Below are 25,666 nucleotides of genomic sequence, written 5' to 3'. Positions count from 1 at the left end.
CGGCCTACTCCTCGTGGTAGCCGGTGATGCGCTCGACTTCCTGCTTCGAGCCGAGGAACACCGCGACACGCTGGTGCAGGTTCTCCGGCTTGATGTCGAGGATGCGCTGGGTGCCGTTGGTGGCGGCGCCGCCGGCCTGCTCGATGATGAACGACATCGGGTTGGCTTCGTACATCAGGCGCAGCTTGCCGGGCTTCTCCGGCTCGCGGGCGTCGCGCGGGTACATGAAGACGCCGCCGCGGGTCAGGATGCGGTGGACGTCGGCGACCATCGAGGCGATCCAGCGCATGTTGTAGTTCTTGCCCAGCGGACCTTCCTTGCCGGCCAGCAGTTCTTCCACGTAGCGTTTCACCGGCGCTTCCCAGTGGCGCTGGTTGGACATGTTGATGGCGAACTCGGCGGTGCTTTCCGGCACGCTGATGTTGTCGTGGGTGAGGACGAAGCTGCCCAGCTCGCGGTCCAGGGTGAAGCCCTTGACGCCGTTGCCGAGGGTCAGCATCAGCATGGTCTGCGGGCCGTAGATGGCGTAGCCGGCGGCGACCTGGGTGGTGCCCGGCTGGAGGAAGGCCTCCTCGCGCAGGGTATCGTTCTGGTTCAGGTACTCGCTGGGGCAGCGCAGCACCGAGAAGATGGTGCCGACCGAGACGTTGACGTCGATGTTGCTGGAGCCGTCCAGCGGGTCGAAGACCAGCAGGTAGGCGCCTTTCGGGTAGCGCCCCGGAATCTGGTAGGGGTGGTCCATCTCCTCGGAGGCCATGCCGGCCAGGTTGCCGGCCCATTCGTTGGCTTCCAGCAGGATCTCGTTGGACATCACGTCCAGCTTCTTCTGCACCTCGCCCTGCACGTTCTCGGTGCCCATGCTGCCGAGTACGCCGCCCAGCGCGCCCTTGGACACCGCATGGCTGATTTCCTTGCAGGCACGCGCCACGACCTCGATGAGGAAGCGCAGGTCGGCCGGGGTGTTGTGGCTGCGGGTCTGCTCGATCAGATAGCGGCTCAGGGTAACGCGGGACATGGATGGCTCCGGAGAGAGGAAAAAACCCGCGCAGTTTAACGCGGAATTGGCGGTCACGCTTGACTCCGCGCAACCGCCGGTTGGAGATCGGCGGCGGTGGCGCGGTTCATTTCCGCGGCGCGCAACCGATCGACGGTCGTCAGCCGCGTCCCATCTCGCCGTTCAGGCTGGCCTGGACGATTTCCACCCAGTAGCCGTCGGGATCGCTGATGAAGGCCACGTTCTTCATGCCTCGGTCCAGCGGCTTGACGAAGTTCACCCCGAGCGTCTCGAAACGCTCGCAGGCCGCCACCAGGTCGGGCACCGAGAAGCAGATGTGGCCGAACCCGCGCGGGTCCTGGTTGCCGTTGTGGTACTGGCTGTCGTCGCTCTCGCTGCCCCAGTTGTGGGTCAGCTCGAGGACCGACTGGCGTCCGAAGGTGTAGCGCTGGCGTTCGTCGAGCGCGTCGGGCACCTCTTCGCCACGGGTCATGGCGAGGAAATACAGGGAGAAGCGGCCTTCCTCGAAATCCAGGCGACGCAGCAGGCGCATGCCGAGCACCCGCGAGTAGAAGTCGAGCGAGCGCTTCGGATCCTTGACCCGCAGCATGGTGTGGTTGAACACGTATTCCTGGGTGATGGCGTCCGGCTCCATGCAGATGCCGGGCTGTACTTCGGTGTTGAAACTCATCGGGCGATTCCCTCGAACGAAACGGATCGGCAGTGTATGGCGGTCGACCGGGCAGCGAGTAACAGCGGGGTACTACTCTCTTGATGCCGGCGCGCGCCGATCGTTCCGTCGACGGGAAACGCGACCGGCGCCGCCCGGGCGCCGGCCACCGTTTCAGAAGTCCAGGCTCAGCGCCAGGCTGACGCTCTGCTGGGTATCGTCCTCGCCCTTGCGCCAGTTGTAGCCGCCGCGCAGCGACAGCTCCGGCGCCAGCTTCTGGCTGAAGCCGAGGGAGACGCGGTTGAGGTGGTCCTGCGGGGTGTAGCCTTCGAGGGTGAAGCGATTGCCCGGCAGGCTGTTGAGGGACATGGTCAGGTCCTGGGTGTCGTCCTCGTACTCACGCTCGTGGGCGTACTCGGCGAACAGCTGGGTATCGCTGCCGAACGCGTACTTGCCTTGCAGGCCGGCGCCCAGGCGCTTCGAGCTGCGCTTCTGGTCGTCGTAGTCGAGCGCGGTGGCGCTGGCGCCCTTCTCGGAATAGCCGTCGACCTCGACCCGCGCGTAGTCGGCGCTGACGAACGGCGACAGGTGCCAGGGACTGTCGGCCTGCTGGGCGATGTCGTAGCCCAGGCGCGCGCTGAACGCCCACAGGTGGCCGTTGGTGTCGCCTTTCTCGCTGCGCTCGCCGCCGCCCAGGGCGAACTTGCGCTTCAGGTCGTCGTAGTCGAGGTAGCCGCCGGTCAGCGCCGCGTCAGCCCACCAGCGGTTTTCCTGGTACTGCACGAAGGCGCTGGCCATGTAGCTGTTCATCCGGTAGTCGGAATCCTTGGCGCCGGCTTCCAGCTTCTGCCGGTAGAAGCCGGCGGCGACCCCGGCGCGCCAGGCCTCGTCGATGCGGTAGCTGCCGCCAAGGGTCAGGTTGTAGCCGTTGCCGTCGCCGCTGGCGGCGCTGTCCTGGGAGTCGAAGTCCAGGCGCTGGCCACCGCCGCCGACGAAGCCGCGCCACTGGCCGACGTTCTGCCAGTTCTCCCAGTCCGCCTGCCACTGGCTGCGCAGTTCGTCCTGGTAGGCACGCAGGGTGCCGTGGGCCATTTCCGGCAGCAGGGTCAGCTCCCAGGGCGCCGACAGCAGCGAATAGGTGTAGTCGGCGATCAGGCGCTGGCCGGTGATGGTCGGGTGCACGCTGTCGTTGAACAGCAATTTGCTCGGGTCGGGCGTGCTGCCGTTGATCCCGTAGGTCGGGTTCATGGTGCAGCCGTTGCCGCTGAAACAGGTGCCGATCAGGTTCTGGTCGGCGGCCAGGCCGAAGGAAGCCGGGTTGGCCATGCCTTCCTTGAGCAGCAGCGGGATGTTCAACGGAATGACGTTGGCGCCGGCCTGGCTCAACTGGGCGGTCAGCTCGGCGTTGAACGTGCCGCTGAGTTGGCTGGCGAAAGGCTGCAAGGGACCACCGAAGGTAGCCGGGGTCAGGCCCAGGTCGGGCAACAGCCAGACCACGATGTAGCGCGCGCCGGCCTGCTGCAGGGCCTGCACGCTATCCACCAGGCGACCGGCGGCCTGTTGTGCCTGGACGTCGTTGAGGATGCGCCCCTGGAGGAAGTCGTTGCCGCCGCCGGTGATGTAGTACAACGCGTTCGGATCGGCACCCAGGCCCTGGCGGGCACGGTCCACCAGGTAGCCATCGCGGCTGCGCAGGAGGGTATTGTCGCGCTCGATCAGCGAGCCGTTGGCCGCGGTGATCGAGTCGTAGATCTGATCGGTCCGGTAGCCGCCCACCGCCCAGTTGTTGCCGTCGGCGACGCCCTGCTGGGCGTTGACCGGCGAGGTCGAGGCAGCCAGGTCGCCCGGGGCGATGCCGAGCTGATTGCCGAGCAGCATGGGCGCGGTCGGTCCGAAGATCTCGCCGCTGCCGTTCTGGTAGGTCGGGCCGACCCGGTTGGTGAAACGCGAGGTGCTTCCGGCGGGGCCGGCAGGATCGGGGAACTGCCCGGCATCGCTGAGGCTGTCGCCGAACACCACCAGCGTCGAATAGGGCGAAGGAGCAGCCTGCGGGGCGGTGGACAGCGAAGCCAGCAGGCAGGCCGCTACCAGTGGCTTGAGCGCCATTCTGATCATTCTCTTACTCCGTGATTTGTTTTTATTGTTGGGCCGCCGCGTCGTCGGCATGCGCCCCGGGGCCCGTCGTAAAGCCTCCTCAGCCGAACAGCATAGCGCGGAACCGGCTCATGGCTTGTTCGGCGAGGAACGCAGCAGGCTCATTGCCATTATTACCAGCAGAGCGACCCCCAGCAGAAGTACCGCCCACAGGCCGATCTTCTTCCAGTCGCTACCCGGTGCCGGCGCCGCGGCCGCCATGGCCACCTCCAGCGGTTCGCCCAGGCTGGCGCTACCCAGGGTGGCGCGCTTGCTCTCGGTATAGCCGGGAATCAGTACGCCGAGCGGCAGCGCCGCCGACTGCGCGCCGGGCTTGCCGAACGCCAGCCGGTACGGCGGGCTGCCGCGCACCAGGAACACCAGTTCGCTGGCCGGCAGGCCGACACTCAGGGACGGGACCTCCGGGCCCAGGCCGGTACCTCGTTGGTCCACCTGCAGACGCAGCTCGCGCACCGCCCAGCCCGGCAGTTCCAGCTCGTTCTGCTGTACGTTGCGGCCGTCGATCGGCAGCCGGTAGAGGACCCCGCGTGCCAGGCTGCTCCAGGCGGCCTCCCGGCGCGGCGAAGCGTTCTCCGTACGATCACGGCCGGACAGTTCCACCGGGACGATGGTGTGGGTCAGCGCCTGCTCCAGGGACACCCGCACCCGCTGCAACGGCAACGCCAGCGGCAACTGCCAGCGGTACTCGCCGTCCCCCGCCTGGCGCCCGGCCAGCGGCTCGGACCAGATCATCGGCGCCGGCTCGGTGCTCCGCGTGCTGCCTTGCAGGCGGGCGCCATGAAGGTCTGCCGCGGTTGCCCCGGCCGGCCAGGCCAGACGCAGGTAGCGGGCCTGGCGGCCGGGAAGCTTGACCTCGCTGACGTCGATGCGTTCGCCGTTGAAGGTCAAGCGGGCGATCTGTCCGTCACCCCAGGCCTGCCAATGCTCGAGGTCGTCGCTGGCTTCCACGGAGAAGCGCTGGAAGCCCTCCTCCGGGCTGCTCCAGTCCAGCCGCAGGCGCTCCAGGGGAAACGTCACCGCGCTCGCGTCGATCAGCCAGCCGCGCAGGGTCTCGGCAGCCGGCCCGGCGTTGCCCGGCAGCACCTCGACTATGGTGCCGCTGGTGTTGCGCTGCACCCGCAGGTTCGGCTGCGTCGCGTCGGCGGCGGACGTGCCTCGCAACGGGAACAGCCGCACCTCGGCCTCATGCGGCGTGCTGGCCTGGCGTTCGCTGCCGGCCACCAGGGCGTAGGGCAAGGCCTCGCCCTCGGCATCGAAGACCCGCAGGTCGCGCAGGTCGGCATGGGCAGCCGACAACTGCACGCTCATCGGGATGCTCAGGCGATACCAGGGTCCTTCGCCCTGCAGCGACAGCGCCACCTGGCGGCTGAAACCTTCGGCAGACTCCTCCGCCGACAGCGGCAGGGACAGGCAGGCGCCCAGCAGGAGCAGGCCGGCGGTTCTGAACGAAAAGGAGCGCGTCATGGCTGCTCGGCCTCCGATGCGACCTCGGCGCGACGCGGAGGCAAGGGTGAGAAGTAGCCGACGACCAGCAACAGGACGCCGACCCCGATGAAGGAGATGATTCGCTCCAGGCTGCCGCTGTTGCCCAGCTCGACGAAGAACAGCTTGACCACCACGACGCCGACCAGCGCCGCGCCGACCATCCACAGGTCGCGCCGGCCGAGACGGGTACCGGCGATGGTCAGGCCCAGCGCGCAGAGCGTCCAGACCAGCGACAGCCCCGCCTGCACCAGCATCGACGCGGCCAGCGCCTCGGCCTGGAACGGCACGCCGGCCAGGTGGTGCGCGGCGCGGCACACCGCCAGGGTCAGCAGGGCGAACAGCGAGGCGCCGGCCAACGCCTGGCGCCCCAGGCGCGCGCTGGCATTGCCATCGACGAGCGAGGCCAGGCTGGCGTCGCTCCAGCGGTAGAGGGCGAACAGCACGATCAGCAGCCCCAGTTCCAGCGGGTTGGCCAGCGGCAGGTAAGGCAGCGGCTCGGCGGCGCCGTCGCTGAGCAGGTTGGCGCTCCAGAACCAGCCGAGCAGCAACAGCGCCACCGGCGCAGCGGCGAGCAGCCGATACTCCCGCGGGAAGTCGCGCAGCGGCCAGGGCAGGCTCCGCCCGCCAGCCACCAGCAGCAGGTAGGCGCTCGGGACCAGCGCCCAGCCCAGCCAACGCCAGGCGTTGTACTGTTCGGCGAGCAGGGCGAACAGGTAGCGCAGCTCCAGCGCCAGCACCCCGAGCAACAGCCAGCAACCGAGCACATGGGCGACGCTCAGGGCCTTCGCCGGCAGCAACGGGGCAAGGCGTCGCAGCGACAGCAGGTGCGTGGCGAACAGCAGCGGCCAGGCCAGCCAGCCGAATTCGCCGAACGGCTGGTAATCGAAACGCCAGGCACTGGCCAGGGCCAACAGCGCCGCCGGGACCAGCGCCAGGCACAGCAGGGCCAGTTCGCGCCAGCGCTCGCGCAGCGCCAGCAGCATCCACGACGCCACTGTCGCCGCGGCCACCAGCAGCAACGCATGCTCGCGCAGGCCATAAGGCACGAAGCGGACGGTTTCGCACAGCGCGGTCAGCGCCCACCAGCCGGCTCCCCAGAGCAGCAGCAAGTGCGACAGCTCGGGCAGGCCGAGGGTACCGATACCCAGCGTCCGCTCGCGCTCGCCGGCGCGGCGCAGCCGCCAGGCGCCGACCAGCGCCGCCAGGGCCAGCACTGCCGGCGTCCAGAACCCGGAATGGGCCAGGGGCCGCAGGCCTTCGCCGCTCAGCGAGCCGAACAGCGACGGCCCGGCGAGGAGGAACGCCAGGCCGCCCACTACCTGCAAGGCGAGGCCGAAGTAGAAGCTCAGGCGCTGGCGCAGCACCAGGCTCAGCCAGACGATCAGCAGCCCGCTGCCGGCCCATACCGCGCTGGCGCTGCGCCAAGGCAGGACGAACAGCACTGCCAGGTTGACGAACGCCAGACCGGCCAGCAGCACCAGGCTCAAGCCCATGAGCAGCCGACTGTCGTCCTTCACCAACGGGTCGCGCGCCGCCAGCAGCATGCCGCCGATCAGCGCCAGGCCGATCAGCGAGGCGGTCATCAAGCCACGCCAGCCCGAGTCGAATACCCCACCCTGGCCATCGCCGCCCTGCAAATGCAGGAGGAACAGCGCACCGCCCAGCAGTTGCACGGCGAAGGCGCAGAACAGGAAGGTACGCGAGCCCAGGCGCAAGCCGGCGAACAAGCTCGCCAGGCCGGCCACGGCCCAGGCGATGGCGGTGCCGTCGACGGCCAGGCAGAGCGGTGCGACCAGGTAGAGGAAGGCCAGGCCGGCGGCCGCCAGCAACGGCCGGCAGGCCGGCTCCCAGTCGGCCAGCGCTTTCGCCGGCGCGCGACGCAGCTGCCAGAAGCTGAACAGCGCCGCCGCACCGAGCATCAGCGCGCCCAGCGGCGAACCCTCCAGCAACGTCGTCTCACCCGGCCGCACGCCATTCAGATAGGCCAACGCCGCACCGCCCTGCAGCAGCAGAGCGAAGATCCGCGCCAGGCGGCGTTGCTGGTGCAGGCCGAGCCAGTAGATGCCGGCGCCCTCGACCGCCCAGGCGGCCGAGGTCCAGCGCGCGTCCAGGCCGAGCGGAATGGCCAGGGTGCCGAAGACCACCCCCAGCGCCAGGCAGATTTCCACCAGCAGGCTGGTGCGTCCGGCCGAAGCATGGCCGCGCAGCACCCGCGCCAGGACCATGTAGAAGAGCCCCAGGGCCAGGGCGCTGAAGGCCATGCCGAAGTCGATGTGGCCGATCACCGCGCATTGCAGGCCGAACCCCACCAGCGGCGGACCGAACAGCACGGTGGCGTCGATGTAGTCGGCCTGTCGCGCCGACCAGCGCAGCAGTTCACCGCGCTCGGCAGGCGCCTGCGCGGCCTCCAGCAGCTTGCGGCGGGCGAAGAGCAGGCCGATCCCGACGTACATCAGGAAGAACAGGGCCAGGAACGGCTCGGTGCTGGCGAACAGCTCCGGTGTATAGGAGCGCAGTCCCCAGGCGAAGCCGATGCCGAAGGTGCCGACGAAGCCGACCAGGTTGAGCGGCCGCCAGGCGCGGAACCAGGCGATGGCGAAGATGCCGGCGTTGAGCAGGGCGAAGTAGCTGAACAGCGCTACATGGTTGCCGCTGCCGGTGGAGGTCAGGATCGGCGCGGCGAAGCCGCCGAGCGCCGCCACCACCGCCAGGCCCATGGCGTTCTGCAGCACGGCGAGGATCGCCGAGCAGATCGTCACCACCACCAGCAGCGCCAGCGCCGCGCCGGGAGAGATCAGCGGATGCAGGCGCATGGCGGCGAAGATGGTCAGGTACAGCACCGCGATACCGGTGCCTTGCAGGATCAGGCCGTAGGCGGCGCGCCGCTCGCGCAGCCACCAGCCGACGCCGAGCAGCGCCATTGCTGCCAGCGCCACCCCGGCGTAACGGTACTCCACCGGCACCGCCACCCGTTCCGAGGCATAGCGCAGGAGGAAGGCCAGGCCGATGAACAGCAGCACCACGCCGATGCGCAATACCGTGTTGCCGCCGAATAGCCAGCCCTTGGCCGCGGCGAAGCCACGCTCGACCAGCGAGGGTTCGCGTGGAGGCGCTGGAGGGGCGGCACGGCGCGGCGCTGGCTGGGCGTCAGGCTGGAACGCCGGCTGACGCTCGATGGGCTGGACGGGCTCGGGGGGACGAGGCGGAGGCGGCGCAGCCTCGACGGCCGGCAGCTCGATGTCCCAGTCCAGCGGCGGGGCAACCTCGGCGGGAGGCGTGTCTGCGAGCGGCTGGTCGATGCCGGCGGCCGGCTCGGGAACGCTTTCGGGAACGTCCTGCGCCTGGCGCTCCACGCGCAGCAGGCGCTGGTGGATGACCTCGGTGCCGCGCTCGAAGCGTTCGGCGAATTCGCTCATCTGCTTGCGCAGGCGCTCGTTCTGTTGCGCCAGGTTCTGCAGCGAGACGGCCTGTCCCAGGGCCAGGCCGGAGAGGCCGCCGAGGAGTGCGCCGACCAGCGATTCCCCGGCGAAGCCGCCGAGGATCAGGCCCACCAGCATGAAAATCCATTGCATGCGTCGAATCCTTGATCAAGAGGTACCACGATCCACTGATACCTGCCCTGGCCATCCTGCCAGAGCGGAACCCGCGCCGGGAGTATACAGCCCGCATTCCCGAGATTCGACGCATTCCGACGCCCGCCCCGTGGCGAGCTACCTCTTCCTGGCGATGAACTGGACCACGCAGGCCGCGCCGGTGTGGAAACGGCCCTCGACCACCTCGCGCTCGATTTCCCGCGCCAGCAGCACTTCGCAATCCGGCAGCTCCGCCTCCAGCGCCGCGCGGCTCACCAGCATGTCGACGTCCGCCGGGCCGCCGGTGCCGCGGCCGAGCTGTTCCGGCCGATAGGCCTCCAGCAGGAAGAGACCGCCCGGTCGCAGCGAACGCTCCAGCAGGCGGTTGAGTCTGCCGCGCACGCGACTGGGCAGGTGCGCGAAGATCGACACCACCGCGCCGAACGCCGCTGCCGGCGGTTCGTAGTCCGCCAGGTCGACCACCAGGGTGTCGATCGACACGCCTTTCGCCTCGGCCAGCCGGCGCGCCTTGGCCAGGCCGACGGCGGAGCCGTCCACGCCAAGCACCTCCAGCCCCAGCGAAGCGAGGAACACCGCGTTGCGCCCCTCGCCCTCGGCGACGCTCAACACCGGCCCGGCCAGCCGCTGCGCATGTTCCTTCAGGAAAGCGTTGGGTTCGGTCCCGTAGACATACTCTTCGGCGGCATAGCGTTCGTCCCACATGAGGTTCACCTCGTCTGTATTTCGTCACGGCCCAGGTGCCGAAACGCTAGTCTTCCACTTCAAGTCGACTTGAGGTCAAGGGCATGCGGCAACTGGACATAGGCGAGGTCGCGCGACGATCCGGGGTACCGGCCTCGACCCTGCGCTACTACGAGGAAAAGGGACTGATCGCCTCCAGCGGCCGGCACGGCCTGCGCCGGCTGTTCGATGCAGGCGTGCTGGAGCGGCTGGCGCTGATCGGGCTGGGCCGCGCCGCCGGGTTGTCGCTGGACGAGATTGCCGGCATGGGCGCAGCCGACGGCGCGCTGCGGATCGACCGCGCGGCGCTGGCGGCCAAGGCCGACGAACTGGACCGGACGATCCGCCGCCTCGCCGCCATGCGCGACGGCCTGCGGCATGCCGCGGCCTGTCCGGCGCGCGAACACATGGACTGCCCGACGTTCCGCCGCCTGCTGCGGGCCGCTGCCGCGGGGGCCATCAAGCCACGCCGGAAAGCGCCCGGCGCATAGCAAAACGGCCGGCAGGCCGGGCACCCCTGCCCTGCCTGCCGGCCGCGAGGCACGCCGTTGCGGCGCGCCGGTAGGGCAAAGGTTTAGACCTTGCTGCGCTCGTAGCGCTTGCGGTCGTTCTCGTTGAGCATCTTCTTGCGCAGGCGGATCGACTTCGGCGTCACTTCCACCAGCTCGTCGTCGGCGATGAACTCCAGCGCCTGCTCGAGGGTGAAGCGGATCGGCGGAACCAGGGCGATGACTTCGTCCTTGCCGGAAGCGCGCATGTTGTCGAGCTTCTTGCCCTTGGTCGGGTTGATCACCAAGTCGTTGTCACGGCTGTTGATGCCGGCCAACTGGCCTTCGTAGATTTCGTCGCCCGGGCCGAGGAACAGCTTGCCGCGGCTCTGCAGGGTCTCCAGCGAGTAGGTCAGCGCGGTGCCGGTGGCCATGGAGACCAGTACGCCGTTCTGGCGGTTGCTGACTTCGCCGGCCTTGATCGGACCGTAGTGGCTGAAGGTCGAGGTCAGGATACCGGTGCCCGAGGTCAGGGTCAGGAAGTTGTTGCGGAAGCCGATCAGGCCGCGCGCCGGAATGGTGTACTCCAGGCGCACGCGGCCCTTGCCGTCGGGAATCATGTTGCTCAGGTCGCCCTTGCGCAGGCCCATCTGCTCCATCACCGAGCCCTGGTGCTGCTCCTCGATGTCGATGGTGACGTTCTCGTAGGGCTCCTGCTTCTCGCCGTCCTTCTCGATGATCACCACTTCCGGGCGGCCCACGGCCAGCTCGAAGCCTTCGCGGCGCATGGTCTCGATCAGTACCGACAGGTGCAGTTCGCCACGGCCGGAAACCTTGAACTTCTCCGGGCTGTCGCCCGGCTCGACGCGCAGCGCCACGTTATGCAGCAGTTCCTTCTCCAGGCGCTCCTTGATGTTGCGGCTGGTGACGAACTTGCCTTCGCGGCCGGCGAACGGCGAATCGTTGACCTGGAAGGTCATGCTCACGGTCGGCTGGTCGACGGTCAGCGGCGGCAGCGCCTCGACGTTCTGCGGGTCGCACAGGGTATCGGAGATGAACAGCTCCTCCATGCCGCTGACGCAGACGATGTCGCCGGCTTCCGCCTCGGCCACCTCGACGCGCTGCAGGCCGTGGTGGCCCATGATCTTCAGGATGCGGCCGTTGCGCTTGCTGCCGTCGTCGCTGATGGCCACCACCGGGGTGTTGGACTTGACCTTGCCGCGGGTGATGCGGCCGATACCGATCACGCCGAGGAAGCTGTTGTAGTCCAGCTGCGAGATCTGCATCTGGAACGGACCCTCGGTGTCCACCACCGGGGCCGGGACGTGGTCGATGATCGCCTGGAACAGCGCGTCCATGTTGTCGTCCATCTTCTCGTGGTCGAGGCCGGCGATGCCGTTCAGGGCGCTGGCGTAGACGATCGGGAAGTCGAGTTGCTCGTCGGTGGCGCCGAGGTTGTCGAACAGGTCGAAGATCTGGTCGATGACCCAGTCCGGACGCGCGCCCGGACGGTCGATCTTGTTCACCACCACGATCGGACGCAGGCCGGCCTTGAAGGCCTTCTGGGTCACGAAGCGGGTCTGCGGCATGGGGCCGTCCTGGGCGTCGACCACCAGCAGCACGGAGTCGACCATCGACATCACGCGCTCCACCTCGCCGCCGAAGTCGGCGTGACCGGGGGTGTCGACGATGTTGATGTTGTAGCCGTTCCACTTGATCGCGGTGTTCTTCGCCAGGATGGTGATGCCACGCTCTTTTTCCTGGTCGTTGGAGTCCATCACCCGCTCGCTTTCCGCTTCTTTGCGGTCGAGGGTGCCGGACAGCTTCAGCAGCTTGTCCACCAGGGTGGTCTTGCCATGGTCGACGTGGGCGATGATGGCGATGTTGCGCAGATTTTCGATCACAAGTCTTGTCTCGTTTAACGCCCGAAGCGCGGCTTCGCGGCGGTGGTGGGGTCGGACAGGGCGGCGCCCGACACGACAGGCTTCTTCAATTAAGGGGCGGGCAGCAGGCGGACGCTGCCCCGGTCCGGCCGGCACGCCGAAGGGCGGGCATCGGCCTAGGCGGCGGACGTGTCGGGAGGACGGTGGCGGATGCTGCCGCCGAACAAGCCCGGCTGCTTAAGCCGGACGATAAACACGCACATTGGTGTGCCCCTCGTTGAGCAGGTGATGGGCATGCAGGCGGCTCATCACCCCTTTGTCGCAATACAGGAGGTACTGGCGGTTGGCGTCCAGTTCCTTGAAGCGGCTGTTGATCGCGTAGAACGGCAGCGCCTGGACTTCGACGCCTTCCAGGGCCAGGGGTTCGTCTTCCTGGGCATCAGGATGGCGGATATCGATGACAATCTGACCGGGCAGCACCTCGCCGACCTCTTCCACCTGCAGGTCCTGGCCGAGTTCGTCGATCACCCGGTCGACGGTGCGCTGGGTGGCGCGCTCCAGGGCGCGCTCGAGCACCGCCATGTCGAATTTCGACTCTTCGTGTTCGACGCGGTAGGGCTTGGCCTGGGTGGTCGGGTTCACCGAGATCACCCCGCAGTATTCCGGCATGTGCCGGGCGAACTCGGCGGTGCCGATCTGCCGGGCGGTGTCGATGATGTCCTGCTTGTGGCTGACGATCAGCGGGCGCAGCACCAGGGTGTCGGTAACCCGGTCGATCACCGAGAGGTTCGGCAGGGTCTGGCTGGACACCTGGGAGATCGCCTCGCCGGTCACCAGCGCGTCCAGCTCCAGGCGCTCGGCCACGCGGCTGGCGGCGCGCAGCATCATGCGCTTGAGGGTCACGCCCATATAGCTGTCGTCGACCTTGGTGAGGATCTCGCCGACCACTTCCTCGAACGGCACGCTGACGAACAGCACGCGCTGCGAGCGGCCGTACTTCTCCCACAGGTAGTGGGCGACTTCCATCACCCCCAGTTCGTGGGCGCGCCCGCCGAGGTTGAAGAACACGAAGTGGCTGATCATCCCGCGGCGCATCATCTGGTAGGCCGCCACGGTCGAGTCGAAGCCGCCGGACATCAGCACCAGCACCTGCTCCAGCGCGCCCAGCGGATAGCCGCCCAGGCCCGGATGCTGGCGATGGATGACGAACAGGCGGTCGAGGCGGATTTCCATCCGCACCTCGACTTCCGGCTGCTTCAGGTCGATCCCGGCAGCCCCGCATTCGCGGCGCAGGCCGCTGCCGACGTAACGCTCCACCTCCATCGAGGTGAACGCGTGCTTGCCGGCGCGCTTGCAGCGCACGGCGAAGGTCTTGCCGGCCAACTGGTCGCCGAAATGCGCCTTGCACTTGGCGAGGATGTCGTCGAAATCGCCCAGCGGATACTCGTGGACCTCGAGGAAATGACCGATGCCCGGGGTGCAGGTCAGGCGCTCGATCATCTCGCGCCTGGCCTTGGCGTCGACCACGGCGGTCTCTACCTCCAGGTTGTCCCACTCGCCCTCGACCTTCAGCTCCGGGTCCAGGTCGCGCAGCACCGCGCGGATGTTCTTCGCCAACTGCCGGATGAAGCGCTTGCGCACCGGCCGGCTCTTGATGGTGATTTCCTGGAAGGTCTTGACGATGAGTTTCATGCGAGGGACGCGAACGCGCGGGGCGACGGAAAAAAAGGGGCGGAATTATATCTGAAATTGCTCACGTATTGAGCAGAAATATGCACAGTTATTTTTGCTGCACCAAAATGGAATGATGCACCAACATGGAGCACCATAACGGTGCACCCGAAGGCCGCCCAGCTACCCTGAAGAAGACCTGGCCCCGCCAAACATGGGGCCCTGCCCGATTCCGGGCACTGGCACGCAACTTGCTCACTTGTGAGGCAGGTTGCCCTGGCGGAGTATTCCGGCCGGCATCACCCGATACTGGGGCACAGAAAAAGCTCCCAGCTCTAATCCCTCCTGGAGGACAGCATGTCGTACAAGTCGCACCAACTGATCAAAGACCATGACGTGAAGTGGGTAGACCTGCGCTTCACCGATACCAAGGGCAAGCAGCAACACGTCACCATGCCGGCTCGCGACGCGCTGGACGATGAGTTCTTCGAAGCCGGCAAGATGTTCGACGGCTCCTCCATCGCCGGCTGGAAAGGCATCGAAGCCTCCGACATGATCCTGATGCCGGACGACAGCACCGCCGTCCTCGATCCGTTCACCGAAGAGCCGACCCTGATCCTGGTCTGCGACATCATCGAGCCGAGCACCATGCAAGGCTACGAGCGCGACCCGCGCAACATCGCCAAGCGCGCCGAGGAGTACCTGAAGTCCACCGGCATCGGCGACACCGTGTTCGTCGGCCCGGAACCGGAGTTCTTCATCTTCGACGAAGTGAAGTTCAAGTCCGACATCTCCGGCTCGATGTTCAAGATCTTCTCCGAGCAGGCTTCCTGGAACACCGACGCCGACATCGAGTCCGGCAACAAGGGCCATCGCCCGGGCGTGAAGGGCGGCTACTTCCCGGTACCGCCGGTCGACCACGACCATGAAATCCGCACCGCCATGTGCAACGCCCTGGAAGAAATGGGCCTGGTGGTCGAAGTCCACCACCACGAAGTGGCAACCGCCGGCCAGAACGAGATCGGCGTGAAGTTCAACACCCTGGTCGCCAAGGCCGACGAAGTGCAGACCCTGAAGTACTGCGTGCACAACGTCGCCGACGCCTACGGCAAGACCGTGACCTTCATGCCGAAGCCGCTGTACGGCGACAACGGCTCGGGCATGCACGTGCACATGTCGATCTCCAAGGACGGCAAGAACACCTTCGCCGGCGAAGGCTATGCCGGCCTGTCCGAGACCGCCCTGTACTTCATCGGCGGCATCATCAAGCACGGCAAGGCCCTGAACGGCTTCACCAACCCCTCGACCAACTCCTACAAGCGCCTGGTCCCGGGCTTCGAAGCTCCGGTGATGCTGGCCTACTCGGCGCGCAACCGTTCCGCCTCGATCCGTATCCCCTACGTATCCAGCCCGAAGGCCCGCCGTATCGAAGCGCGCTTCCCGGACCCGGCAGCCAACCCCTACCTGGCCTTCGCCGCGCTGCTGATGGCCGGCCTGGACGGCATCCAGAACAAGATCCACCCCGGCGATGCCGCCGACAAGAACCTGTACGACCTGCCGCCGGAAGAGGCGAAGGAAATCCCGCAGGTTTGCGGCAGCCTGAAAGAGGCGCTGGAAGAACTCGACAAGGGCCGCGCGTTCCTGACCAAGGGCGGCGTGTTCACCGACGAGTTCATCGATGCCTACATCGAGCTGAAGAGCGAAGAAGAGATCAAGGTGCGCACCTTCGTGCACCCGCTGGAATACGACCTGTACTACAGCGTCTGATCCAACGTTTCCTATAACAACGAGTCACCCTCTTGAGGCCTCCTTCGGGAGGCCTTTTTTATGGGCCGGCCCATGGAGAAAAGCAAAGTTCGCCGCGCCGTTCGGTTAGACTTGCCGCGCTCCCCGCCCCAAGGATAAGGACCGTCCATGCGTCACTCTCTCTGGCTCCTGCTCGCCGTCGTCCTCAGCCTGCCCGCCCAGGCCGGCACCGAATGCCGCGATATCCACGACCGCGACCTGCGGCGCATGTGCAACGCCCTGGAGCGCGGCGACAGCGGGGATTGCGGCGACATCGACAGCCGCGACCTGCGGCGTTACTGCGGCGCGCTGCTGGCGCCGGGACAGCGCTACGACTGCGACGACATCCGCGACGGCGACACGCGCCGCCAGTGCCGCGCCATCGTCCGCGGCGACCGCAAGCGCTGCGACGACATCGACAGCCGCGACATGCGCCGCCAGTGCCGGGCCGTGGTATCGCGTGCGCCGTGGCAGTGCGACGGCATCGACGACCGCGACATGCGCCGCATCTGTCGGGTCATCCTGTCGCGCTAGATGCCACCGTCCGCCGGCGTGCCCTGCTCGTCCGGTTCCGCGGATTTCGCCTTGGGCGCCCGGCTCAACTGTACGTTGAGACGCGGCATGGACAGTTCGAGGCCGGCCTGGTCGAGGCGCCGACGCAGGCGCAGGTTGAACGCCCGCTGGACCTCCCACTGCTTGATCGGCGCGGTCTTGAAGCGGAAGCGCAGGATCGCCTGGCCGTTGTCGAAACTCTCCACGCCCTGCAATTCCATCGGCGACCACAGGTTGCGGTAGACCGCCGGGTCGCTGCGCAGCTCCATCGCGACCTCGCGCACCAGCGCCACCGCGTCGTCGATCGGCATGCTCGCCGGCACCGGCCAGCGGAACATCGCGTAGCCGAACTGGCGCGAGTAGTTCTTGATGCTCTTGATCTCGCTGAACGGGATGGTATGCACCACGCCGTCCAGGTCGCGCAGGCGCACGGTACGGATGGTCAGGCCCTCGACCGTGCCAAGGTGGCCGCCGACGTCGACGTAGTCGTCGATCGACAGCGAGTCCTCGATGATGATGAACAGGCCGGTGATCAGGTCCGCCACCAGCGACTGCGCGCCGAAGCCGATGGCCAGGCCGATCACGCCGGCACCGGCCAGCAACGGGGTGACGTTCATGCCCATGTTGGCCAGGGCGACGATCAGGGCGATCACCGCGATGGTGGCGAACAGTACGTTGCGGATCAGCGGCAGCATGGTCAGCGCGCGGGTGTTCGGCCGGCTCTTGCCGCCCAGGCCGAGGCTGTGCTGGATCGCGGTATCGGTGAGGATCCAGATCAGCCAGGCGACCAGCAGGGTGGTGCCGAAGCTGACCACCTTCATGCTGATCTGCTCGCCCTCGCCTTCCGCATAGCGAATCAGCGACATGCCCCAGACGCGCAAGGCGACCTCGATGAAGAACAGCACCACGAAGATGTGCAGCAGGGTGTAGCCGAAGCTTTGCAACTGCTCGATGTACGGCGCGCTGCGGCGCGGGCCGGCGCCGACCCGACTGGAACGGCGGCGGATCAGCCCGATCACGGTCATCGCCACCACCGCCAGCACCGCGCAGACCAGCGCCCGGCGCAACGCCGAACTGCTGTCGCCGGCGGAAACGAAGGTGGCGAACAGGGAAATCCCCACCAGCACCAGCACCGGCACGAACCACAGCGAGCCGACCAGTTGCACCAGGTCGTGCAGGCTACGGCGCTTGAGGCGGCGCTCCAGCGGCTGGTTGCGGATCAGGTGGGCGATCGGCCGGCGGAAACGCATCACGAACAAGGCGGTGAACAGCGCGGCGCTGGCGTTGGCCAGGGTACTCAGGCAGATCGAGGTGTGCTCGCCGAGGCCGGCGATCAGCCGCGGATCGTGGGCGACCTCGCCCAGCGCGGCGAGGCTGCCGATCAGCCACAACGGGCGGAACGCCTGGCGCCGCAGGATATCCAGGGCGCGCTGGCGGTGCGGGCCGCTGAGCAGCGAGAGGGAAATCACGCACAGCGCGGAGAACAGCGTGCCGCAGACCAGCACATAGGCCATGACCATCGCCAGGGTCTTGCTCAGGGAGTCCGGCAGCACCACCGACAGGTACAGGGTAATGAGGAAGGCCACCAGCCAGGGGCCCAGCTTGCGCAGGGAGAACAGCAGCAGGTCGCGGGTCTTCGGATGCTGCGGCAACTCCGCCGACAGGCCGAAGCGCTCGCGCATACGCCGGCTGAGCCAGAGCAGCGCGCTGGCCAGGCAAGCCCAGAGGAGGATCACCACCGAAAAATCGAAGACCATCGCCGGCAGGTCGCGCCAGCTGGGAAAGCGCTCCTCGAGTTCGGCACGCGCCAGCTGGAACTGGTTGCCCCATAACGCGACCGGGCTGTTCGCGCCCTGGAACTGCTTTTCCAGGCTGGTCAGGGTATCGCCGATCAGCCCCAGCACCCCACCCTCGCTTTCCTTGCCTTTCTTGGTCACGTCGCGCAGCTGTTTCAGCTTTTTCAGCAGGTCGGCGCGCTGCCTGTCGTTCTCCAGGGTCTGGATGACCTGGTTCAGCGATTGTTCCAACTGCGCATCGCTGACCTTCTCGCCACCGGAGGAACTCCCCGCCAACGGGTTCGGCAGCGCCGCGGCGCCCGGCGGCGAGTAGAACAGGGCGGCGCAGAGGCACAGCAGCAGGGCCGCCAGGACGCGGGAGCGAAGGGTGAAGCGGGCGATGATCGGCACGAGAAAGGCAGTCCCCAAGGTGAGAAACCGAAACAGCCGCATCATACAAGCCGGACACCCGCCGTTTCGAACGGGGCCGCCGGCCGGCGGCGCAAGCACAGACACTCTGGCGCAACGAGGGTTCGCCCCGCCAGTGCCGGCTGAGACGAACGCAGCCGCGCGGCGGGGCACAGCGACCGCCAACGTGCCCCAGCGCACACCTTCGAATACCCGCATGCCGCACAATGCACGGCTTGCCAGCGCGCCGATGCGGTGCAACGCTTGGCAGGTTCACCCGGAGACCGTCCATGCGCCTGATCACCAGCTGCCTGCTCCTGGCCGCCGCCCTGCCGGCCATGGCGCAGATCTACCAATACACCGACGCCAACGGCAACAAGGTATTCACCAACCAGCCGCCAGACGGGGTGCAGGCGCAGACCGTCGAACTGCAGCCGACCAATACCGTAGGAATCGACACGCCGGAAAAGTCCTCCGCGGGCAATGCCCCGGCCGCCGATAGCGAGGCTGCCGCCTACCAGATCCTTGCCCTCAGCGACCTCCCCACGGAAGAGGCGCTGCGCGCCAACAACGGCACCTTCAACGTCAGCGTCAGCATCCGCCCGGCCCTGCACAGCGGCCACCAGTTGCAACTGGTGCTGGACGGCAAACCCTACGGCACGCCCAGCAGCGGCACCCGCTTCACCCTGCACGAGATCGACCGCGGCGACCACAGCCTCGCGGTACAGGTACTCAATGGCGAACGGGTGCTGCAATCCAGCCCGCCGGTGACCTTCACCGTGCAGCGCGTGCACCTCGGGAAGAAGCGATGATCCCGCGCGTTCTCGGCGCCCTCCTGTTGTGCCTGGCCTGCGCCGCGCAAGCGGGGGTCTACACCTACATCGACGCCGAGGGCAACCGCGTCTACACCGACCAGCCGCCCAGCGGGCGCAAGGCCCAACGCGTCGAACTGGCGCCGGGCAACAGCGTGGCGCCGCCGGGCATACGCTATCGTCCGCCCGCCGCGCCGCTGGAGGTGAAGCCGCCGGCCTACCAGCTACTGCGCATCCTCTTCCCCGAACCGGACGCAACCCTGCGCGCCAACAGCGGCGACGTCATCGTCACCGTCACCAGCGAGCCGGCGCTGCTGCCCGGCCATCGCTATCGTCTGCTGCTCGACGGCAAGCCTGCCGGAGCGCCGGGACGCAGCCCGGTGTTCCCGTTGAAGAACCTCGATCGCGGCACCCACCAGGTCGCAGTGGAAATCATCGATGGCGACGGCATGACCGTCGAAAGCACCCCGAGCCAGCCCTTCCACCTGCATCGAGTGAGCATCGCCGGGCAACCCCTGCCGGAGGTCGATACGCCGCTGGTCAGCGCGGTACAGCCGAGCGAGCGCTAGCCGAACTTCCCCTGCCCACTCCGCCGTGGGCGGGATTTTCCGGTTTTTTTCCCGACTCTCCTGGCGAAAACGCCGCCGGCCACGTCAACGCACCAGATTGGTGCGATTACCCGCACCACTTTCTATACTGTCCCCATTTCGGGTCACCGCTCGTCGCCGAAAACCTTCCCGGCGCACCTCTAGCCAGCGCCTCGGCAGAAAAAACGCGCCTTTTCGGCGCCTGGTTTGCTTTTTGCATTTTCCTGCCCAACCTTGGAACAGCTGCCCGCCATGCCGACCGATACCCTGCACCGACTGTTGCTCGACAACCTGACCACCGCGGTGATCCTACTCAACGGCGAACTGCGCCTGGAGTACATGAACCCGGCGGCGGAGATGCTCCTGGCCGTGAGCGGCCAGCGCAGCCACGGGCAATTCATCAGCGAGCTGTTCACCGAATCGCCGGAAGCCTTGAACTCGCTGCGCCAGGCGGTGGAGCAGGCGCATCCGTTCACCAAGCGCGAAGCGACCCTGACCTCTATCACCGGCGTCAGCATCACGGTCGACTATGCGGTGACGCCCATCCTCAACCGCAACGAGACGCTGCTGCTGCTCGAGGTCCATCCGCGCGACCGGCTGATGCGGATCACCCGCGAAGAAGCGCAGTTGTCCAAGCAGGAGACCACCAAGCTGCTGGTGCGCGGGCTCGCCCACGAGATCAAGAACCCGCTCGGCGGCATCCGCGGCGCAGCGCAACTGCTATCCCGCGAGTTGCCGGAAGAGTCGCTGAAGGACTACACCAACGTCATCATCGAAGAAGCCGACCGGTTGCGGAACCTGGTGGACCGCATGCTCGGCTCGAACAAACTGCCGAACCTGGCGCCGACCAACATCCATGAAGTGCTGGAGCGGGTCAGCAGCCTGGTGGAAGCGGAGAGCCAGGGCAGCATCACCCTGGTCCGCGACTACGACCCGAGCATCCCCGACCTGCTGCTCGACCGCGAGCAAATGATCCAGGCCGTGCTCAACATGGTACGCAACGCCATGCAGGCGATCGCCGGGCAGAACGACCTGCGCCTCGGTCGCATCACCCTGCGCAGCCGTACCCTGCGCCAGTTCACCATCGGCCACACGCGTCACCGCCTGGTGTGCAAGGTGGAGATCATCGACAACGGCCCGGGCATTCCGGCCGAGCTCCAGGAAACCATCTTCTACCCCATGGTCAGCGGCCGTCCGGACGGTACCGGACTCGGCCTGGCCATCGCCCAGAACATCATCAGCCAGCACCAGGGGCTGATTGAATGCGAGAGCCACCCCGGCCATACCGTGTTCAGTCTGTTCCTGCCCCTGGAACAAGGAGTGCATTGACCATGAGCCGATCAGAGACCGTCTGGATCGTCGACGACGACCGCTCCATCCGCTGGGTACTGGAAAAAGCCCTGCAACAGGAAGGCATGACCACGGTGAGCTTCGACAGCGCCGACAGCGTGATCGGCCGCCTCGGCCGGCAGCAGCCGGACGTGATCATCTCCGATATCCGCATGCCCGGCGCCAGCGGCCTCGACCTGCTGGCGCAGATCCGCGAACTGCATCCGCGCCTGCCGGTGATCATCATGACCGCGCATTCCGACCTCGACAGCGCGGTGGCCTCCTACCAGGGCGGCGCCTTCGAATACCTGCCCAAGCCGTTCGACGTCGACGAGGCGGTCTCCCTGGTCAAGCGCGCCAACCAGCACGCCCAGGAGCAGCAGGGCCTGGAGCTGCCGGCGAACCAGGCGCGCACGCCGGAGATCATCGGCGAGGCGCCGGCGATGCAGGAGGTATTCCGCGCCATCGGCCGCCTCAGCCATTCCAACATCACCGTGCTGATCAACGGCGAATCGGGTACCGGCAAGGAGCTGGTCGCCCATGCCCTGCATCGCCACAGCCCGCGCGCAGCCTCGCCATTCATCGCGCTGAACATGGCGGCGATCCCCAAGGACCTGATGGAATCCGAGCTGTTCGGCCATGAGAAGGGCGCCTTCACCGGAGCCGCCGCCCAGCGCCGCGGACGCTTCGAGCAAGCCGATGGCGGCACCCTGTTCCTCGACGAGATCGGCGACATGCCGGCCGACACCCAGACCCGCCTGCTGCGCGTCCTGGCCGACGGCGAGTTCTACCGGGTCGGCGGGCACACGCCGGTGAAGGTCGACGTGCGGATCATCGCCGCCACCCACCAGAACCTGGAAAGCCTGGTGCGCGACGGCAAGTTCCGCGAGGACCTGTTCCATCGCCTGAACGTGATCCGCATCCACATCCCACGGCTGGCCGACCGCCGCGAGGACATCCCGGCGCTGGCCCGGCACTTCCTCAGCCGCGCCGCCCAGGAGCTGGCGGTGGAACCCAAGCTGCTGAAGGCGGAAACCGAAGAGTACCTGAAGAACCTCGGCTGGCCGGGCAACGTCCGCCAACTGGAGAACACCTGCCGCTGGATCACCGTGATGGCCTCCGGCCGCGAGGTGCACATCGACGACCTGCCGCCGGAACTGCTGACCCAGCCGCAGGACAGCGCGCCGGCGGCGAACTGGGAACAGGCCCTGCGCCAGTGGGCCGACCAGGCGCTGGGCCGCGGCCAGTCGAACCTGCTGGACAGCGCCGTGCCGGCCTTCGAACGGATCATGATAGAAACCGCCCTCAAGCATACCGCCGGCCGCCGCCGCGATGCCGCCGTGCTGCTCGGCTGGGGCCGCAATACCCTGACCCGCAAGATCAAGGAGCTGGGGATGAACGTCGATGGAGCCGACGACGAAGGCGACGACTGAAGCGCCACTGCTCCCATGAGCGACCCAACGGGGCCTTCGGGCCCCGTTTTTCATGGTCCGTCGCGCGCCCCTGCCAAGCGAGACGCCGCCCCGGCCTCGGCAGAGCGCCCGCCCGATACCGTCGGTCAAACCGTGGCGTAGAGCGAATAACCGCATCGCGGTTATCCGCCGGTTGTGCAGGGCCGCGGCGGATAACGCCGCTGGCGTTATTCGCCCTACCGTCCGCAGCACAGCCCCAGCCTCGGCAGAGCGCCCGCCCAGTACCGTCGATCAAACCGTGGCGTAGGGCGAATAACCGCATCGCGGTTATCCGCCGGTTGTGCAGAGCCGCGGCGGATAACGCCGCTGGCGTTATTCGCCCTACCGTCCGCAGCACAGCTCCAGCCTCGGCAGAGCGCCCGCCCGGCACCGTCGATCAAACCATGGCGTAGGGCGGATAACCGCATCGCGGTTATCCGCCGGTTCGGCGGGGCAGCGGCCCTTGCCCGGATTTTGGGCAGCGTGCACCAGCAGGCGACAAATCGGCATCAATCGCTGGCGGAAAAGCCCGCTCCGTCATTTTTCCGCAATCGACTTCCCACAAACCCCTGGGATGCCGCCAAGCCCTTGATCCACGGGCTTCCAGAGGCATTCATCACCAGCTCGCCCACAGACTTATCCACAACCCTTCAGGAAAGCGAGCGCGCCGCCAGCGTCTCATGAGAATTGGCACAGCCCCTGCATTGGAGCAGATAACGAAGATTTCGGGGGCCTCGGTACAGGCAGGCTGGGGAATCCCCTCTTTTACACCCGGCGGCAGACGCAGCATCCGCGCGCAACCGCCACACCCGTTTCGGGGACCTCGGTACAGGCAGGCTGAGAACTCCCCTCTTTTATGCCCGGCGGCAGCGCAGCGATCCGCGCCTCCGCCCTCCCGTTTGGGGACCTCGGTACAGGCAGGCTGAGAATTCCCCCTTTTATTCCCGGCCGTCGCGCTCCTGCAGTTCGACGACCAGGCGCCAGCCCTCGCCGTCCTCCGACCACTGCCAGCGCCCCTGCAAGGGGCGGGTCGAGACCAGGCTCAACAGCAGCGCCTTTCCCTCCTCGCGGACGTGCCAGCGCAACGGCTGGCCCAGCCATCGCCCGTCTCCCTGCTGCGCCGCGCCCCGGGCGACGATGCGCAACGTCAGGGCACCCTCCACCCGTGCCGCCGTAACCGCAGCCTGGCGATCGAAGCGCAGGACCAGGCCCTGCTCGCTCTCCCCGACCGCCAGCAGTTGCGGCGCAGACGTCGGCAGCGAAGCGGGACCGAACAACCTGCCGAGCATCAGCCCGAACAACAACCCGGCAAGCACCAGCGCACCCCAGACTTTCCAGCGCTGGCGCCGCAGATCGTCGATGGCGGAGGTAGAATGCCGCCCGTTATCTGCTCCGGAGCCCTGCATGTTCCACGTCATCCTGTTTCAACCGGAGATTCCTCCGAATACCGGCAACATTATCAGGCTCTGCGCCAACGCCGGATGCAGTCTGCACCTGATCGAGCCGCTCGGTTTCGAACTGGACGACAAGCGCTTGCGCCGTGCCGGCCTCGACTACCACGAATACGCCAGCGTACGCCGCTACCCGGATCTGCAGAGCTGCCTCGAGGCCCTCGGCCAGCCACGCCTGTTCGCCTTCACCACCAAGGGGTCGCGGGCCTTCCACGAAGTGGCCTACCAGCGCGGCGATGCCTTCCTCTTCGGCCCGGAAAGCCGCGGACTGCCGGAGGACGTGCGCAACGCCCTGCCAACCGATCGGCGCCTGCGCCTGCCGATGCGCGAAGGCTGCCGTAGCCTGAACCTGTCCAACACGGTGGCGGTGACCGTCTACGAAGCCTGGCGCCAGCTCGGCTTCGCCATGGACTGAGCCGGCCGGCAGGCATGAAAAAGCCCGCGCAAGGCGGGCTTTTTCGCAAGCGCTGGGCTTACTGGACCGACGGCGTCGGGATTTCGCCGGAGGCCTGCATGCGGGCGATTTCCTGGGCGTAGAGAGCGTCGAAGTTCACCGGCGACAGCATCAGCGCCGGGAACGAACCGCGTACCACCAGGTTGTCCAGGGCTTCGCGAGCGTACGGGAAGAGGATGTTCGGGCAGAACGCGCCGAGGGTATGGCTCATGCTCGACGGATCGAGGTTCTTGATCAGGAAGATGCCGGCCTGCTGCACTTCGGCGATGAAGGCAGTGGTGTCCTCGCCGTTCTTCACGGTCACCGATACGGTCAGGACCACTTCGTAGAAGTCGCCGTCCAGCTGCTTCTGGCGGGTGTTCAGGTCCAGGCTGATGGACGGGTTCCATTCCTGGCGGAAGATTTCCGGGGACTTCGGCGACTCGAACGACAGGTCGCGCAGGTAGATGCGCTGCAGGGAGAACTGGGGTTGCTGCTCGTCGGCAGCGCCGTTGGTAGCTTGCTCGGTCATTTTCGGGCCTTCCCTTGGGTCAATTCATGAATGGTTTCAGGCAGACAGCAGCGCGTCCAGCTTGCCGGCGCGCTCCAGTGCATGAAGGTCGTCGCAGCCGCCGACATGGGTCTCGCCGATCCAGATCTGCGGCACGGTGGTCGATCCCGCCTTGCGTGCCAGCTCGGCGCGCAGTTCGGGCTTGCCGTCGCAGGCGATCTCCTGGAAGTCCACGCCCTTGCGTTGCAGCAGCTGCTTGGCGCGGATGCAGTACGGACACCAGGCGGTGGTGTAGATCACGACGGGCGGCATGTCACTTCACCAGCGGCAGGTTGTCGCCGCGCCAGCTGCCGATCCCGCCGGACAGCTTGGCGGCGTTGAAGCCGGCCTTCTTCAGGACGCCGCCCCAGGTACCGGAATGCTGGCCCATGGCGTCGACCAGGATGATGGTCTTGCCCTTGTACTTTTCCAGCTCGGTCATGCGGCTGTTCAGCTTGTCGGCCGGGATGTTCAGCGCGTCGACGATGTGCCCGCTGGCGAACTCCTTGGCCGGACGGATATCCAGGACCACCGCCTGGTCGGCATTGACCAGCGCGGTCAGCTCGCGGGTCGACAGGCTCTTGCCGCCCTTGCGCAGCTCGTGCAGCAACAGCAGGACCAGCAGGACCAGCAGCGCCGCGACCAGCAGGTAGTGGTTGGTGGCGAACTCGATCAGACGGGAAACGAATTGCATGGTGACGGATATCCAGGGCGTAAAAATGCCGGCCAGTATACAGACCGCGCCGGCCAGGGGGGAACCCGCCGGGCGGCGCCCCGCTCGGCTCCAGGAAATGGCGTCGCGGGAAACTTCACGGTTAGAATGCCGGTCCTTTTCTGTGAAGCTGGCCAGTTCCGGCCCGGGCACGGCTCGGGCA

Annotated in this window: 21 protein-coding genes; 8 read left to right on the top strand and 13 right to left on the bottom strand. The window is 67.0% G+C overall.

Annotated elements, in window-relative coordinates:
* Positions 1-4: 4 nt before the first annotated feature.
* The 6 genes from AC4OR5_RS09005 to AC4OR5_RS08980 all read right to left on the bottom strand — a co-directional run bounded on the left by AC4OR5_RS09005 (position 5) and on the right by AC4OR5_RS08980 (position 9,598).
* Entirely contained in the window at positions 5-1,015 is a 1,011-nt protein-coding gene (locus AC4OR5_RS09005; protein ID WP_023107321.1) for a class 1 fructose-bisphosphatase, read from the bottom strand.
* 139 nt (positions 1,016-1,154) lie between these two features.
* Positions 1,155-1,685, bottom strand: coding sequence for a lactoylglutathione lyase (gene gloA / locus AC4OR5_RS09000; protein ID WP_003141835.1), 531 nt, complete (start codon positions 1,683-1,685; stop codon positions 1,155-1,157).
* Between the two features lie 153 nt (positions 1,686-1,838).
* Positions 1,839-3,779, bottom strand: a complete 1,941-nt coding sequence (gene estA / locus AC4OR5_RS08995) for an esterase EstA (RefSeq protein WP_057384694.1) — start codon at positions 3,777-3,779, stop codon at positions 1,839-1,841.
* A 108-nt stretch (positions 3,780-3,887) separates the two neighbouring features.
* On the bottom strand, positions 3,888-5,282 hold the full coding sequence (locus AC4OR5_RS08990) for a DUF3999 domain-containing protein (protein WP_058161045.1): 1,395 nt from the start codon (positions 5,280-5,282) through the stop codon (positions 3,888-3,890).
* Positions 5,279-8,875 carry a DUF2339 domain-containing protein gene (locus AC4OR5_RS08985; protein ID WP_058161044.1) on the bottom strand — a complete coding sequence of 1,199 codons (3,597 nt, stop codon included), beginning with the start codon at positions 8,873-8,875 and terminating at the stop codon, positions 5,279-5,281. The genes AC4OR5_RS08990 and AC4OR5_RS08985 overlap by 4 nt, the downstream gene beginning before the upstream one ends.
* A gap of 138 nt (positions 8,876-9,013) precedes the next feature.
* The gene (locus AC4OR5_RS08980; RefSeq protein WP_003096006.1) at positions 9,014-9,598 is read right to left on the bottom strand and encodes an SAM-dependent methyltransferase; all 585 of its coding nucleotides are present in this window, start codon (positions 9,596-9,598) and stop codon (positions 9,014-9,016) included.
* A gap of 83 nt (positions 9,599-9,681) precedes the next feature.
* Between AC4OR5_RS08980 and AC4OR5_RS08975 the strand changes: the two genes are divergently transcribed.
* Positions 9,682-10,107, top strand: coding sequence for a helix-turn-helix domain-containing protein (locus tag AC4OR5_RS08975; RefSeq protein ID WP_003114472.1), 426 nt, complete (start codon positions 9,682-9,684; stop codon positions 10,105-10,107).
* 83 nt (positions 10,108-10,190) lie between these two features.
* Here AC4OR5_RS08975 and typA read toward each other — a convergent pair whose 3' ends face one another.
* Both typA and thiI read right to left on the bottom strand, forming a co-directional pair.
* Positions 10,191-12,008 (bottom strand): translational GTPase TypA, encoded by a 1,818-nt coding sequence (typA, locus tag AC4OR5_RS08970; RefSeq protein ID WP_003096009.1) that lies wholly within the window; start codon positions 12,006-12,008, stop codon positions 10,191-10,193.
* Between the two features lie 216 nt (positions 12,009-12,224).
* Complete coding sequence (thiI, locus tag AC4OR5_RS08965) at positions 12,225-13,679, bottom strand: tRNA uracil 4-sulfurtransferase ThiI (RefSeq protein WP_003096011.1); 1,455 nt, start codon at positions 13,677-13,679, stop codon at positions 12,225-12,227.
* A gap of 336 nt (positions 13,680-14,015) precedes the next feature.
* On the opposite strand from thiI, the gene glnA reads away from it, so the two are divergent.
* Both glnA and AC4OR5_RS08955 read left to right on the top strand, forming a co-directional pair.
* Complete coding sequence (gene glnA, locus AC4OR5_RS08960; RefSeq protein WP_003096016.1) at positions 14,016-15,425, top strand: glutamate--ammonia ligase; 1,410 nt, start codon at positions 14,016-14,018, stop codon at positions 15,423-15,425.
* Between the two features lie 147 nt (positions 15,426-15,572).
* Positions 15,573-15,977, top strand: a complete 405-nt coding sequence (locus tag AC4OR5_RS08955; protein ID WP_023107326.1) for a hypothetical protein — start codon at positions 15,573-15,575, stop codon at positions 15,975-15,977.
* Here AC4OR5_RS08955 and AC4OR5_RS08950 read toward each other — a convergent pair.
* A complete protein-coding gene (locus AC4OR5_RS08950; protein ID WP_003111156.1) occupies positions 15,974-18,181 on the bottom strand; it encodes a mechanosensitive ion channel family protein in 2,208 nt (735 codons plus the stop codon). The two genes, AC4OR5_RS08955 and AC4OR5_RS08950, sit on opposite strands and share 4 nt — an antisense overlap.
* A 287-nt stretch (positions 18,182-18,468) precedes the next feature.
* Here AC4OR5_RS08950 and AC4OR5_RS08945 point away from each other — a divergent pair, with 287 nt between their 5' ends.
* The 4 genes from AC4OR5_RS08945 (at position 18,469) to ntrC (ending at position 22,339) form a co-directional block, all read left to right on the top strand.
* A complete protein-coding gene (locus AC4OR5_RS08945) occupies positions 18,469-18,990 on the top strand; it encodes a DUF4124 domain-containing protein (protein WP_034025660.1) in 522 nt (173 codons plus the stop codon).
* Entirely contained in the window at positions 18,987-19,559 is a 573-nt protein-coding gene (locus AC4OR5_RS08940; RefSeq protein ID WP_058161043.1) for a DUF4124 domain-containing protein, read from the top strand. The genes AC4OR5_RS08945 and AC4OR5_RS08940 overlap by 4 nt, the downstream gene beginning before the upstream one ends.
* A gap of 270 nt (positions 19,560-19,829) precedes the next feature.
* A complete protein-coding gene (gene ntrB, locus AC4OR5_RS08935) occupies positions 19,830-20,906 on the top strand; it encodes a two-component system sensor histidine kinase NtrB (protein ID WP_003096033.1) in 1,077 nt (358 codons plus the stop codon).
* A gap of 2 nt (positions 20,907-20,908) precedes the next feature.
* Complete coding sequence (ntrC, locus tag AC4OR5_RS08930; RefSeq protein WP_003104661.1) at positions 20,909-22,339, top strand: two-component system response regulator NtrC; 1,431 nt, start codon at positions 20,909-20,911, stop codon at positions 22,337-22,339.
* 956 nt (positions 22,340-23,295) lie between these two features.
* Here the strand turns inward: ntrC and AC4OR5_RS08925 are convergent.
* Positions 23,296-23,763, bottom strand: coding sequence for a hypothetical protein (locus tag AC4OR5_RS08925; protein WP_058161042.1), 468 nt, complete (start codon positions 23,761-23,763; stop codon positions 23,296-23,298).
* On the opposite strand from AC4OR5_RS08925, the gene trmL reads away from it, so the two are divergent.
* The gene (trmL, locus tag AC4OR5_RS08920) at positions 23,762-24,223 is read left to right on the top strand and encodes a tRNA (uridine(34)/cytosine(34)/5-carboxymethylaminomethyluridine(34)-2'-O)-methyltransferase TrmL (RefSeq protein WP_003096047.1); all 462 of its coding nucleotides are present in this window, start codon (positions 23,762-23,764) and stop codon (positions 24,221-24,223) included. The genes AC4OR5_RS08925 and trmL overlap by 2 nt on opposite strands.
* Before the next feature lie 58 nt (positions 24,224-24,281).
* Here the strand turns inward: trmL and secB are convergent, their stop codons facing one another.
* From secB to AC4OR5_RS08905, 3 genes are read right to left on the bottom strand one after another with little or no spacing between them, the layout of a single operon-like run.
* Positions 24,282-24,773: a protein-export chaperone SecB gene (gene secB, locus AC4OR5_RS08915; RefSeq protein WP_003096050.1), complete on the bottom strand. Its 492-nt coding sequence runs from the start codon at positions 24,771-24,773 to the stop codon at positions 24,282-24,284.
* A 36-nt stretch (positions 24,774-24,809) separates the two neighbouring features.
* Entirely contained in the window at positions 24,810-25,064 is a 255-nt protein-coding gene (gene grxC, locus AC4OR5_RS08910) for a glutaredoxin 3 (RefSeq protein WP_003096057.1), read from the bottom strand.
* A 1-nt stretch (position 25,065) separates the two neighbouring features.
* The gene (locus AC4OR5_RS08905; protein WP_003096058.1) at positions 25,066-25,485 is read right to left on the bottom strand and encodes a rhodanese-like domain-containing protein; all 420 of its coding nucleotides are present in this window, start codon (positions 25,483-25,485) and stop codon (positions 25,066-25,068) included.
* Between the last annotated feature and the right edge of the window lie 181 nt (positions 25,486-25,666).

The organism is Pseudomonas sp. YA1, assembly GCF_058680555.1.
The sequence above is the reverse complement of the archived record's forward strand: the minus strand, read 5'-3'. Positions and strand labels throughout refer to the sequence as shown.

Bases quoted from the DNA above. Each gene is read 5' to 3' on its own strand.
- AC4OR5_RS09005 (WP_023107321.1), bottom strand. From the start codon at position 1,015: ATGTCCCGCGTTACCCTGAGCCGCTATCTGATCGAGCAGACCCGCAGC.
- gloA (WP_003141835.1), bottom strand. From the start codon at position 1,685: ATGAGTTTCAACACCGAAGTACAGCCCGGCATCTGCATGGAGCCGGAC.
- estA (WP_057384694.1), bottom strand. From the start codon at position 3,779: ATGATCAGAATGGCGCTCAAGCCACTGGTAGCGGCCTGCCTGCTGGCT.
- AC4OR5_RS08990 (WP_058161045.1), bottom strand. From the start codon at position 5,282: ATGACGCGCTCCTTTTCGTTCAGAACCGCCGGCCTGCTCCTGCTGGGC.
- AC4OR5_RS08985 (WP_058161044.1), bottom strand. From the start codon at position 8,875: ATGCAATGGATTTTCATGCTGGTGGGCCTGATCCTCGGCGGCTTCGCC.
- AC4OR5_RS08980 (WP_003096006.1), bottom strand. From the start codon at position 9,598: ATGTGGGACGAACGCTATGCCGCCGAAGAGTATGTCTACGGGACCGAA.
- AC4OR5_RS08975 (WP_003114472.1), top strand. From the start codon at position 9,682: ATGCGGCAACTGGACATAGGCGAGGTCGCGCGACGATCCGGGGTACCG.
- thiI (WP_003096011.1), bottom strand. From the start codon at position 13,679: ATGAAACTCATCGTCAAGACCTTCCAGGAAATCACCATCAAGAGCCGG.
- glnA (WP_003096016.1), top strand. From the start codon at position 14,016: ATGTCGTACAAGTCGCACCAACTGATCAAAGACCATGACGTGAAGTGG.
- AC4OR5_RS08955 (WP_023107326.1), top strand. From the start codon at position 15,573: ATGCGTCACTCTCTCTGGCTCCTGCTCGCCGTCGTCCTCAGCCTGCCC.
- AC4OR5_RS08945 (WP_034025660.1), top strand. From the start codon at position 18,469: ATGCGCCTGATCACCAGCTGCCTGCTCCTGGCCGCCGCCCTGCCGGCC.
- AC4OR5_RS08940 (WP_058161043.1), top strand. From the start codon at position 18,987: ATGATCCCGCGCGTTCTCGGCGCCCTCCTGTTGTGCCTGGCCTGCGCC.
- ntrB (WP_003096033.1), top strand. From the start codon at position 19,830: ATGCCGACCGATACCCTGCACCGACTGTTGCTCGACAACCTGACCACC.
- ntrC (WP_003104661.1), top strand. From the start codon at position 20,909: ATGAGCCGATCAGAGACCGTCTGGATCGTCGACGACGACCGCTCCATC.
- trmL (WP_003096047.1), top strand. From the start codon at position 23,762: ATGTTCCACGTCATCCTGTTTCAACCGGAGATTCCTCCGAATACCGGC.
- AC4OR5_RS08925 (WP_058161042.1), bottom strand. From the start codon at position 23,763: ATGCAGGGCTCCGGAGCAGATAACGGGCGGCATTCTACCTCCGCCATC.
- secB (WP_003096050.1), bottom strand. From the start codon at position 24,773: ATGACCGAGCAAGCTACCAACGGCGCTGCCGACGAGCAGCAACCCCAG.
- grxC (WP_003096057.1), bottom strand. From the start codon at position 25,064: ATGCCGCCCGTCGTGATCTACACCACCGCCTGGTGTCCGTACTGCATC.
- AC4OR5_RS08905 (WP_003096058.1), bottom strand. From the start codon at position 25,485: ATGCAATTCGTTTCCCGTCTGATCGAGTTCGCCACCAACCACTACCTG.